Origin of the sequence: Nocardia sp. NPDC056100 (assembly GCF_042266325.1) — a bacterium.
Taxonomy (GTDB): Bacteria; Actinomycetota; Actinomycetes; order Mycobacteriales; family Mycobacteriaceae; genus Nocardia.
The window spans coordinates 1,566,824-1,578,859 of the sequence record NZ_JBHJVY010000003.1; the positions used below are offsets into that span (position 1 = coordinate 1,566,824).

Consider the following 12,036-nt stretch of genomic DNA (forward strand, 5'->3'; position numbering starts at 1 on the left):
TTAGCGAACGTAGTGCGATGAATCTTGGGCCGGGAGCGAATATCGGTGGATACCGGATCGAGCGGGTGCTCGGTGCCGGGGGGATGGGGACCGTCTATTTGGGGAAGCATCCCAGTTTGCCGCGGTGGGATGCGGTGAAGGTGTTGAAGGCGGACGTCGCGGAAGATCGGGAGTTTCGGGGGCGGTTCAAGCGGGAGGCGAATCTTTCTGCCGGGCTTGACCATCCGAACATCGTCACGGTCTACGACCGGGGCGACGATGACGGACGGCTGTGGATCGCCATGCAGTATGTGCCGGGGATCGATGCTGCCGAGGTGTTGAAGAGTCACCCTCGGGGGATCGGGATGGAGCGGGCACTGCGGATTGTGAGGGAGGTGGGGAGGGGGCTCGACCATGCGCATCGGCGGGGACTGTTGCATCGGGATGTGAAACCGGCGAACTTCCTATTGTCACCAGGGGAGCCGGAGCGGGTGTTGCTCACGGATTTCGGTGTGGCCAAGGCGATGCAGGACTCCAGCGAGTTGACGGTGACGGGAAAGTTCGTCGCCACCGTTGCTTATGCTGCGCCGGAACAGCTTTCGGATGGAGCATTGAGTCGGCAGACGGATGTCTATGGGCTGGCTTGTTCGTTCTTCAAGTTGCTGACAGGGCGGAATCTCTATCCCGGAGCTCAACCCGCACTGGTGATGTCGGGTCATCTGTATGAACCCGTGCCGAGGATTACCGAGTTGCGGCCGGAACTGCCCCGAGCACTCGATGAGGTGCTGGCGGTGGCGTTGTCGAAGAGTCCCGATGACCGGTTCGGTAGCTGCCGTGAGTTCACGCAGGCGCTCGAACTTGCTTTGGAGCATGGTCTTTCGCCGGTCTCCACGCCTACCGAACCGGGGTCGGTGGCGGCCGTAACAGTTGGTCCCCGTAGGAAGGCGCCTGCGCGGAAGCAAATGTGGATTACGAGTGCGGCTGCGGTTACCGTGGTCGCGGCTGCTGCCGGGGTCGGACTCTGGGGCATCGACAGAGATGGTGCGACAGCTGGACCGGTGGTGACGACAACCGTCGCCCCTGTCATCGCCAAGACGCTTGCCGATGCACGGCAGCAGAATCCATCCTTCCTCGGGAAGAAGATCGCCGCTGTCGATATATCCGGTATCGGCGGCTACAAGGCCGATCTTGCCGTATACCTGAAGCCGAGTGCGCAAGCGGCTTTCTTCGAAGCGCTCGGCTTCAGTTACAACGATAGCTGTCATAAAGACGGGGACGAGACATCACCCCGCCATATCGCAACCAGCGCGACGAATGGCCTGGCCGAGGTCGACGGCCCGAATCGATTGCCGGATCTCAATTCGGGCTATCTATTGGCAGTCCGCACCGATTCTTCCGCCGGCGGCGGCGGACAAACGAACCTGCCGCTGACCATCAGTATGCGGTCCGCCACCGTGTTCGTTCTGGATGATCCGGTCGCGGTCGACGCCCTGCGGAATTGGTCGGATAAATCCGAGTCGATATTGCTAGAGCGGCTGATTCCGATCCTGCGCAAGAATGTCCGGTGATCGGAGAGAGTATGAACATTCCGGGTAGGAGAATCGCCGCTGCCGCGATGGTCGTCCTGACGCTGTCCGCTACCGGATGTGGCGGTGAATCGGATGCTGTGCAGCAGGATCCGACGATCGATCTGAACGCGCTCGACGTCGGAGGTTATCGGCATGAGCCGAAGGATTTCGCGCCGCCGGATCGATCCTTGGGCGGGCGGGCATTCGAAGCGGAACGGTTGGGTGCGGCGGTGCCCTTGATGTCGGAGATCGATGCGGGGCTTGACTACAACCTGGCCGAATCCGTGCATGTCTTTCTCTCGCCCGGCGAGGGCCACAACAGTCCCATGTCCACCTGGCTGAGTACGGACGGATTTGCCGATGATGCGAAGGGATTCATCGCCGGATTCGCAACCTCGGCGCAGTCCGATCAGGATTACGGAATCTCCTATGGGGCATCTGATTCGGTGCTGCTGTTCGATTCCGAGCAGGCTGCGAGTTCCGCCGCGGCGGCTCTGGCGCAACGTGGTTGGAGTTCGGTCAACGACATTCCGCCACGGGTGGAGCCGGTGCATTCGGCGGCGCACCCCACTGCGATCAGCTCCTGGCTACCCGATTCGCAGGTGCTCGCCTCCTGGTACGCCACCGGCAAATTCGTGATCGTCGCCCTGGCCGAAAGCGAGGAGAGCCGAAGCGTGAACCTCTCGGATCGGGATCTGTTGCAGACCCTGACCGATAAAACGATCACGCTCACCTCCGAACGACTGCGGTCGTTCACTCCGACACCCCGCGACCAATTGACCACCGTGCCCTTCGATCCCGATGGCATGCTTCGGATTTCACTCCCCCGACCGGACGGTGACTCCTATACGAATCTGCCCGGTGTGTACACCCCCGCCGCCTTTCTACATCTGGAGAACGATCCGGAGCGGGCGAAGTCCCGATACGACAAATTCGGTGTCGACCGGGTGGCTGCCAATGGCGGGCGGATTTATCGCGCCCGAGATATGCAGGCGGCCAAGCAATTACGTGACGATTTGGTGATGAATAGGTTCACCCGCCCCGTCGAGTCGCCCATCGGTCTGCCGACGGCTCGCTGCCGTCGATACCGCGGGCCGGTGAATGCTTCGACCCAGTTCTATTGTTATGTGGCCTTCGATCGATATGTCGTCATGACTTGGGGATTGCAATTGGCAGATGCACAACAGCGCGTTTCCGCACAGTACTCGATCCTCGCCCGGAGTAAGTAGTGGTTGAACGCAAAGCGCACAACATGTTTCGGTCGATCGCGGCATTGATGTTCGTCTCGGTCGCTGCAGTCTCCCTGACCGGCTGCGGATCAGCGGTCTCGGGAAGTGCTGCGGCCTCGGAGATTGACGTTCGCAAACTCGATACCGGCGCTTACCCCACCGATCCGCTCGACTATCGTGCCAAGTACGCACATTCCAACGCGAACGGCATCAACCTTGCCGTTATGCGGCTGGCGGATTCAGTTGCCAACGGCTGGGAGATCGACCCGACTCTGAAATACGCGAGGCTGGCGAAGCCTCTTACCACGGCAACGCAGGTCGGGGAGCTGCTCGCCGATGTCGACACCGCCATCGTGGCGCGCGAGAACATGATGTTCGGCTTCGCGATGTCGGCCACCACGACCGCTCCGGTGGCCAAGGACTACTCGGTTCAGCGCGATGTAAATTCGAAACCCGACCAACCCCAGCTCGACACCATCGCGGTGAACCTCACCGTGTTGCAGTTTCCGGACGCCGATTCTGCGAGGCGGGCCGCAGCCGACGTCGAGGCGGCCGACTTCGCTGTGGCAGCCGGGTCGAACACCGCTGTGGCGCTCGATACTTATCCGGACGCGAAAGCCCATTGGAGGCAAGGCATTCCGACGATCGGTACGACCATGGCCCGAGGAAGCTACCTGGTCAATGTATTCGTCAAGCGGCCGGACGCTGATCTGGACAAACTAAAGGAACTGACCCGTAAGGTCCTCGCTACCGAGCTGCCGCTGCTCGATGGTCTGGCCCCGCTGACGAAACGCGATGTCTTGCATCTGGATTACGATCCGCAGGCGATGATGCGCAGGACGCTCCACCCTGGAGACATACCCTCGCCGGACTATTCGAATGAATACGTACTCACCCCACGCGGATTTCTGCCTCGCGTCGTAGACACTGACGCCTGGCGGCATTTGATGGATGTCGGCGGAGTCGACTTGTTATCAGCCACGCCCGACGGTGGTTTGTTGATGCGGGCACGAGACGCAGCAGCCGCGGCAGATCTGGGGAATGAGTTCAAACGCGTGTCCAAGCGTCCGGCCGACCCGCCGGCCGATGTGCCGGGCGCATTTTGCAGTGAGAATACCGCCACGGCACCCTACACGCCGGGCGACCGATTCTACTGCACCGTGCGCTATGGGCGATATATCGCCCGGGTCAGCAGTGCACAGCGACTGGACGCGCAGCAACGTGCCGCCGCCCAGTTCGCGCTGCTGGCGAACAGTTCGTGGATGTAGGTTCGATGTGTTGCGGTCCCGCTCGCAACGATTCGAGAGCTCTCGATGTCCGGCAATGTGTTTCGGCGCAGTACGCTCAGCTGGTCAAGGCTAGATAGGCGTAATGGTGTACGTGCACAGGATATTCCGGAAGACGGCGTTGGCGCTGGTGGCGGCGCTGGGGTTGGCGGGGTGCGGGAGTGTGGTTCCCGGGGTTCCGATCGCGGGTGAGGTTGATGTTCGGGGGCTCGACGTGGGCTCTTACTCGACTGATCCGTTGAATTATCGGGCGCTGTCGCTGTCGAAGACCGAATTCGGGGCGGAGTTGGCGATCACGCGGCTGGCGGGGTTCGTGGCTGCGGGGACCGAGATTGATCCGCGGTTGCGAAATGAGCTGGCGGGCAAGGCCATCAGGACCAGTCGAGACGTCGATGACAGGCTTGCGCCGATTGTCGAGCGGAATGGGATGATGTTCGGGTTCGGTGCGGGGGCTGCCGCCGAGTCGGCGACCACCTGGGTTCGGCTGACCGTATTGCAATTTCCGGAGCCGGCCGCGGCGCGAACGGCCGCTATCGAAGTGGAGGCGGCGGGGTTCGGTGCGGCGCCCAAGGCCAATGCACCGGTGACGCTGGACTGGTATCCGGATGCCAAAGCGCACTGGCGGCAGGATATTCCGTCGCTGGACGCCGCGCTGGCTCGCGGGAATTATCTGATCATCGTGAATGTCGCTCAGCCGCGGCCGAATCTCGCCGCTCTGCAGGATCTCGGTAAGAAGACGATCGCGGCGCAATTGCCGCTGCTGGATCAGCTGCCGTCGCTTTCGGTGCCGGAAATGCGGGCGCTGGATCATGATCCGCAGGACATGCTGCGGCGGACGCTGCATCCGAAGGCGGATTTCACGCCGAGTTTCGATCGGGAGGCGGTGTTCAACGCGCGCGGCTTCCGGCATGTGGCGCCCGAACTCTGGCGGCGGCTGCTCGAGGTCGGCGGAATCGATGCCGTCGCACGGGTTTCCGATGTCGGACTGGTCGCGCGCGCCCGTGATCCCAAGGCCGCCACGCTCGTATTGAACGATCTGCGCACAGCGGCCGGACCGACCACCGCCGCACCGGCGGGGGTTCCCGATGCGTTCTGTGTCGAGAACACCGCGGCCGCCGCGCGATTCACCTGCACCGTGCGCGCCGGTCGCTATGTCGCACAGGTCGGCAGCGCGCAGCTACAGGACGCGCATCAGCGTGCGGCGGCGCAATTCGCCATCCTGGTCAACAGCGGCTGGATGTAGCGCCCAGCCCGCCTGTGGCCGGGAAATGGCCTCAGCGGCCCGTCGCACCGATGTAATGCTGTTCGGTCGGTGTGGTGACCAGCTGGGCGGTGGTACGGGTGGCGGGAGTGTGCACGGTGACGGTGTGCGGGGCATTGGGGTGCTGCACGATCGTCACATCGGCGTCCGGCTGGTAATCCTGGGGGAGCCGATCGTGCACGGTGACGACGGTTGCCGAACCCGGCGGTGTGGTCGAGGGGACGCCGTCGAAGACGATCACGGTGGCCGCCGGATGCGGGGTGCGCGCGGTCATGGTGCTGTTGCGCGAACTGTGCGTGATCGACGAGGCCAGCGAAAGCGCGTGCGCCGCACCGACATTGTTGACCATGCGCTGCCAGGAGCCGGGGCGCGCGGTGTGCACCACCGCGCCCGCGCCCAGCGCGATGGCGCGCAGGATGACCTGCTGCGCCAGATGCAGATCGGAGATGATGTCGATGCGCCGTGAACCATCGCCGATCAGCGGAACGGCCACACCGCTGCCGGTGGCGTCCGCGCCGATCAGCTGACCGCAGCCCGCGGTCGGCACCGAGATCTCGGCCAGCGCGCTCACCGGACCGCGATGCGAGGACGAGTGCAGCTCCTGCGCGCCGAACGCCAAAGTATCGGTGAGCGCCCACAATTGACGCTGGGGGAGCTGGCGCAGACCGTCCACCGGCGGTTCGTCCATCGGCTGCTGGGTGTCATAGCGGACGCGGGCGTCCACCTCGATGAACTCATCCTTGCGATCGCTGTCGGCGCTCGCCGCGGCGGGACGCAGGCGCACCGTGACCGTGGTGGCCAGGCTGCGCACCGACCAGACCGCCGCCAGGCCGTCGGGGGTGAACAGGTTCGGATCGATCTGGAAGCTGGTGAGGTGAACGTCGTTGTGCTCCAGCGAATGCGGCGTCTCGACGAACTCCTCCAGCGGGATGCCGCGGGTCAATTCCCTGGTGAACGCGGTCATTTCGGCGGTGGTCAGGATCGAGGCGGTGATACCGCGCGCGGCAAGCCGATTCGCCACGCGCCGGGTGGCGACGATCGCGGCGCGCAATGCGCCCTCCGGTCCGCCGCCGCGATTCTGCACGGCCTTGGAGTTCGCGAGCGGATTGAGCCGCAGCACCAGCCACACCGTGCGATGCGCGATAGCCGGTAGCGGGCCGAGGATTTCGTCGTACAGCCGCCCCAGCGGCGCGATGCTCGCGGCATAGCCGGACAGCACCGCCTCGGTACCGGCGGTGCGGGTACCGGTGCTGATCACATCGGCCGAATCCAGTTCGACATCGTATTGCCGTAGGCAGGAAGCGATTTCGGCCAGCGGCAGCACCTGATCGGTGCTCAGCGAACCGCGCCGCAGCAGCGTCAGGGTGTCCGGCGGGGTGTCGATGCGCAGCATGGTGGTGAGCAGCGTTCCGTCCCAGCGCAATCCGTAGGTGCCGCCGTCGGGCAGCGGCACGTCGAACTGCTTGGACTCCTCGACCGGGCGACGGCGCGATACCCGCCAGCGATAGGCCACCCAGCGGCCCATCCGCATACCGATCGGCTTACCGCCGATCGGGGCGAGACCGATCAGCACCGGCAGCGCCGCCGCCAATCCGACTGCCCACCAGGGCGCTTGACATGCGACCGCCACCAGGGAGGCGAGCACCCCCACCAGCGCGACCGGAATGACCAGGCGCAGCGGCAGCACCCGGAACAGCCATAGATCGTCCGAACGCAGTTCCGTATCGTTCAGCCGCACACCCTCGTTCACAGCCGCATACCTTCGTTCACAGCCAAGCCCCCTCTATACCGGCGAACCGCGTTGCCCGCGGCCACACCCTATTCAGCTGCGGACGACAAACCCAGTGAGCTCAGCAGCGTGGTGAGCGCCGCCTTCATATCGGGCGCCTCGATGCGCATGAGCGCTGCCTCGTCGATATCGCTCAAATCGATGGATTCGTCATTGGCGAGCCGGAATTCGCGTTCCTCCTCGGCCGCCTCGATCAGGTTGCGGATGAAACGACCGTTACCGGCCACGTCCACCCCGCGTCGCGGCTGCCCGCTCTGATCGGTGCTCTCCAGGTCGTAGAGCTTCTGGCAGGTCTTGACCAGCTGCTCCATCGCGCCGTCGGACAATTCCGAATCCCGTTTGTGCGCGATGACCTGACCGATCTCACCGAGCTCGGGCGCGGTGTACGACGGGAATTGCAGGCGCTTGGCGAAACGCGAGGCCAGACCGTCATTGGCGGCCAGGAAGCGGTCGATCTCGCCGTCGTATCCGGCGATGATCACCACCAGCCGATCGCGATCGTTCTCCATACGGGCCAGCAGCGTGTCCACCGCCTCGCGGCCGAACGCGTCACCACCCGAAAGACCCTGCTGGATAAGGGTGTACGCCTCATCGATGAACAGCACGCCGTCCATGGCGGTATCGATCAGCTTCTCGGTCTTGATGGCCGTGGAACCCAGATGCTGGCCGACGAAGTCCGAGCGCTTGGTCTCCACCACCTTCTCGGTCTTGAGAATGCCGAGGCCGCAATAGATTTTGGCGACCACGCGCGCGATGGTGGTCTTACCCGTTCCGGGCGGACCGGTGAACGCCAGGTGCTGACCGCGCGCCGAGCTCGAAAGCCCTTTCTCCGCACGGATTTTCGCCAGCTGCGCACTCGACTGCAGCTTCGCGACCTGGGTCTTCACCGCGGCCAGGCCGATCTGCTTATCCAGTTCGGCGCGCGCCTCGGCCAGGATCACCTTGGCGCGATCCTCGTTCTCGGCCTGCCGCTTCTCCTCCAGCGACGGGGCGGACGCGGGATCCCATTTATCGGTGCGGGCCTCGATCACCTCTTTGGAGGTGACGGTGATCCGGTACGTCCGATCGCGCATGGCGGAGGTGTTGGCCTCGAAATCCGGGGCCTGCGAATACACCTTCTCGAACAGCGCCTGCGCCTCATCGGCCTCGCCGGTCTCGCGCAGGCACAGGCCGCGGCAGAACATGGCGGCGGTGCGGGCGGCCGGAATCGGGCCCGCCTCGGCCTGTTCCATGCGGCGGATCGCCTCACCGAACAAACCCAGCTGCGCGCACGCTGTGCCGACCATCACATGTGCGCCCGCGGCCAGGTACAGATCCTCCCAGGCCTCGGAGCCCGCCAGCACGGTCATCACATCGGACCAGCGCTGGCTGTTGTAATGCAGAATGCCGCGCACGTATTTGGTCACGCGGCCGTCGATCTCGAAGTCCGGTTCATTGGCCCGCGCCCGGCGATGCTGCTCGAGTTCGTTCAGTACGACCTCGGCTTCGCCGTACTGCTTCTCGGCGATCAACTGGGCCGCGTACGCCAGCCAGATCTCGGTGAAACTGGCCAGCGGGTAATCGATGTAGAGACCCGGCAGGAAACGTCCGGCTAACACCCGCGGCGGCAGCCCCAACCGCCGCTGTTCCCGTCCCAGCGAGATGGTGCTGCACTTGTACAGGTTGTGTAGAACGTCCTTGGTTACCTCACCGGCTACCGCCCGGCCGAGCCAGGCGTCACACATGGTGGGATCCCACTCGGTCGCGCGCTGAAAGGCCAGCTTCGCGTACTCGAGATCCTTGTTGGACTCCTGCCCGTCGATGCTCAACCCCAGTGAGAGCACGCCGGCGTCGAAGGCGCGTTGTGCCTGACGAGTGTCGATCATCGTAGTCGAACCCCGAATTCGTTGAACCTGGTTAGGCTTTCGTTCACAATCCCCATCCGCAGGTGCGGATCGCACAGTTGCGGACAGTCGGATACATTATGGTTAACCGCCCTGGGCGGGCAACTGTTACGAGGGTGAGGGAGCAGTTCAGCTAGTGACCGCACAGTCGATCAGCGGTTTGGGAGCCGCTGAACCCGAATTGTGCCGAGTGTCCGTCATCGGGGGGAATACCCAGCTCGACGTCGGTCTGCCGGCAAACGCGCCGATCGCCGCCTTCATCGGCGATCTGGTGCGTCTCATCGAATCACGCAATCCGGATCCGCTGGGCGGCGAAGAAGGGGGAACGCCGCTCCAGCCACAACATTGGACGCTGGCCAAACTCGGACGCGACATGATCGCGCCCAGTCAGACGCTCAATGACGCCGAAATCTACGACGGTGAACTGCTGGTGCTGCGCGCCGTCGCGGCCAAGGAAGCGCCCGCGCTCTTCGACGATGTGATCGACGCGGTCTCGCGGCTCACCTCCGAGGAGTTCCGGGGCTGGTCACCGGCCTCGGCACGGTGGACCGGACTGTGCGGGGCCATTGTCGCGACGCTGTTCGCGCTGTTCCTGGGCGCGGTATCGCGCGGCGCCGGAGATCAATTCGTCGCACCGGCCATGCTGCTCGGCGGCGCGGTCGCGGCACTGGTCGCCGCCATCATCGCCGAACGCAAGTACGGCGATGAGCTGACCGCGACGGTGCTCACCCTGCTGTTGCTATTGCTCACCTTCGGTGGCGCGGCGCTGGCCGTACCGCACGAATTGGGTAGTCCGCACGTATTGCTCGGAGCCAGTGCGACTTTGCTGGTCGCGGTCGTCGGATATCGAATGATCCGGACCGGCGCGGCCATCGTCTCCGCGGCCGTCACGCTCGCGATCTTCATCGGCTGTGCCGCGGCCGCGCGCCTGATCTGGGACACCGAACTGCCGAAACTCGCTGCCGGAGTGCTGGTCGCGTCGATTCTGCTGCTCTCGGCCGTACCGCGACTGGCCGCGATGCTGGCCCGGCTGCCGGTGCCGCCGGTGCCGACCGCCGGTGCGGCCATCGATCCCGCCGATCATGAGCCCCGGCCCACCATCGAGGGCATCGGCGCGATCGGCGCGACCGTGCTGCCGTCGGCGCACGGGCTCGGATTGCGCGCCCGCATCGCCAATCAATTCCAGACCGGCATGGTCGTCGGCGCGGCGATCGGCGCGACCTTCGGTGCCGTTGCCGCGGCGGATCCGCTGGGCGGCGCACGCTGGCAGGGCATCGCGCTGGCCGTGATCGTCGCGATCATCCTGTGCCTGCGCGGGCGCGCCTTCGCCGATCTGACCCAGGCTTCGGTCCTGATCGCCGGTGGCGGACTGACTTTCGTCTCGCTGCTGGTGCTGCTGGCGTTCGAGGACGACGGCATGCTGCTCGTCTCGGCCGGACTGCTGCTGGTTTTCGCGGTGGCCGCCATCGTGTTCGGCGTGATCGGCCCGCACATCGAGGTGACCCCGGTGACCCGGCGCTTCAACGAGATCTTCGAATACGGCCTGATCGTATCGATCGTCCCGTTGGTGCTCTGGATCTCGGGTGTCTACTCGATGGCGCGCAACATATGAGAGCGCTCGGCGGAGGCTGGTCGCGAATCTTCTGTGCCACAGCGGTTCTCGGTGTCGCACTGTTGAGCCCGCAGGGGATCGCGGCGGCCGAGGTCAAACCGCCGACGATCGACGACAGCGCGCTGGCGGACGCGATCGCGCTCAGCGGTAAGCCCGCACCGCCGGAAACCACTGAGAAGCAGCACTTCTGCGCCGAACCGTTCATGAGCGGCACCACGCAGAAGGACGCGCCGGTCGCACAGCGCGTGCTGAATCTGCCCGCCGCTTGGCAATTCAGCACCGGCGCGGGGGTGAAGGTCGCGGTCATCGACACCGGGGTTTCCCGGCATCCGCGGCTGGGCTCGGTGGAAGTGGGCGGTGACTACGTTTCCCCGGACGGGGACGGCACCGTCGACTGCGATGGGCACGGCACCGCCGTCGCCGGAATCATCGCCGCCCGGCCGAGTCCGGATGACGCCTTCGTCGGCGTCGCGCCCGATGCCGACATTCTCTCCATCCGGCAGAACAGCGAGTACTACAAGGCCAAGAACGCGTCCGGTGGCGATGAGCCGGGCAAGATCCACGGGTCCGGCTACGGCAATATGCGGACGCTGGCGGCCTCCGTCGTACGCGCGGTGAATATGGGCGCGCAGGTGATCAATATGTCGCTGGCCGCCTGCTCCAGCGCCTCCGCGACACCCGAGGACGCCGCCGTGGGCGCGGCGGTGAAATACGCCTACGACCGGAATGTCGTGGTGGTCGCCGCCGCCGGAAATGTCGACTCCTCCAGCGGATGTGGACAGAACGCGATCGCCGGGTGGGACAAATTGAGCACCGTGGTCAGTCCGGCGTGGTTCAGCCCCTATGTGCTCAGTGTCGCCTCGGTCATCTCCAAGGACGGCAGTCCGGCCGACTCGTCGATGCATGGTCCGTGGGTGAGCGTGGCCGCGGTCGGCACCCCGATCGTGTCGCTGGACAACAAGCCCGGCGCCACCGGACTCGTCGATGCCAACGGATACGGCCAGGACGGTAAGCCGAACCTGCTCGGTGGAACCAGTTTCGCCGCACCGTATGTCGCGGGACTGGCCGCGCTCGTCCGCGCCAAGTACCCGGATATGACCGCGCAGGAAGTCATGAACCGGATCACCCGCACCGCGCACAATCCGGGCGGGCCGACCGGTCGTGACGACCGTGTCGGGTACGGCCTCATCGATCCGCTCGCCGCGCTCACCGCGCAGCTGCCCGCACAGGCGGTCAATGTCGGCGCCGATAAACCGCGCGCCATCCCCCCGCTCGAAAAGCCCGCCGGGCCGGACGCTTTGCCGCGTCTGGTCGCCGTCATCGGGTCCATCGTCTGTCTCGCCGCGCTGGGAATCGGTCTCGCACTGTCGATTCCATTCCGGCGCGCCCGCCGCGACGACGAGCTGCCCGACCTCGATTCTTAGACGAC

Annotated in this window: 8 protein-coding genes; 6 read left to right on the top strand and 2 right to left on the bottom strand. The window is 64.9% G+C overall.

Going from position 1 to position 12,036, the window contains the following annotated elements:
- Positions 1-17 precede the first annotated feature (17 nt).
- The 4 genes from ACFC0O_RS29005 to ACFC0O_RS29020 all read left to right on the top strand — a co-directional run bounded on the left by ACFC0O_RS29005 (position 18) and on the right by ACFC0O_RS29020 (position 5,305).
- Entirely contained in the window at positions 18-1,547 is a 1,530-nt protein-coding gene (locus ACFC0O_RS29005) for a serine/threonine-protein kinase (RefSeq protein WP_375963136.1), read from the top strand.
- Positions 1,548-1,558: 11 nt separating this feature from the next.
- Positions 1,559-2,776, top strand: coding sequence for a hypothetical protein (locus tag ACFC0O_RS29010; RefSeq protein ID WP_375963138.1), 1,218 nt, complete (start codon positions 1,559-1,561; stop codon positions 2,774-2,776).
- Complete coding sequence (locus tag ACFC0O_RS29015) at positions 2,776-4,044, top strand: hypothetical protein (RefSeq protein ID WP_375963140.1); 1,269 nt, start codon at positions 2,776-2,778, stop codon at positions 4,042-4,044. Before ACFC0O_RS29010 ends, ACFC0O_RS29015 begins: the two co-directional genes overlap by 1 nt.
- Positions 4,045-4,300: 256 nt before the next feature.
- Entirely contained in the window at positions 4,301-5,305 is a 1,005-nt protein-coding gene (locus ACFC0O_RS29020; RefSeq protein WP_375963143.1) for a hypothetical protein, read from the top strand.
- Between the two features lie 31 nt (positions 5,306-5,336).
- Here ACFC0O_RS29020 and eccE read toward each other — a convergent pair whose 3' ends face one another.
- Together eccE and eccA are read right to left on the bottom strand one after the other, a co-directional pair.
- A complete protein-coding gene (eccE, locus tag ACFC0O_RS29025) occupies positions 5,337-7,073 on the bottom strand; it encodes a type VII secretion protein EccE (RefSeq protein WP_375963145.1) in 1,737 nt (578 codons plus the stop codon).
- A 68-nt stretch (positions 7,074-7,141) separates the two neighbouring features.
- Positions 7,142-8,977, bottom strand: a complete 1,836-nt coding sequence (gene eccA, locus ACFC0O_RS29030) for a type VII secretion AAA-ATPase EccA (RefSeq protein ID WP_375963147.1) — start codon at positions 8,975-8,977, stop codon at positions 7,142-7,144.
- Positions 8,978-9,131: 154 nt separating this feature from the next.
- On the opposite strand from eccA, the gene eccD reads away from it, so the two are divergent.
- On the top strand, positions 9,132-10,607 hold the full coding sequence (gene eccD, locus ACFC0O_RS29035) for a type VII secretion integral membrane protein EccD (protein WP_375963150.1): 1,476 nt from the start codon (positions 9,132-9,134) through the stop codon (positions 10,605-10,607).
- The gene (gene mycP / locus ACFC0O_RS29040) at positions 10,604-12,031 is read left to right on the top strand and encodes a type VII secretion-associated serine protease mycosin (RefSeq protein ID WP_375963152.1); all 1,428 of its coding nucleotides are present in this window, start codon (positions 10,604-10,606) and stop codon (positions 12,029-12,031) included. The genes eccD and mycP overlap by 4 nt, the downstream gene beginning before the upstream one ends.
- Positions 12,032-12,036: the final 5 nt, after the last annotated feature.

What these genes read in the sequence shown, in the direction of transcription:
- eccA (WP_375963147.1), bottom strand. Translation starts at nt 8,977, where the DNA reads ATGATCGACACTCGTCAGGCACAACGCGCCTTCGACGCCGGCGTGCTC.
- mycP (WP_375963152.1), top strand. Translation starts at nt 10,604, where the DNA reads ATGAGAGCGCTCGGCGGAGGCTGGTCGCGAATCTTCTGTGCCACAGCG.
- ACFC0O_RS29005 (WP_375963136.1), top strand. Translation starts at nt 18, where the DNA reads ATGAATCTTGGGCCGGGAGCGAATATCGGTGGATACCGGATCGAGCGG.
- ACFC0O_RS29010 (WP_375963138.1), top strand. Translation starts at nt 1,559, where the DNA reads ATGAACATTCCGGGTAGGAGAATCGCCGCTGCCGCGATGGTCGTCCTG.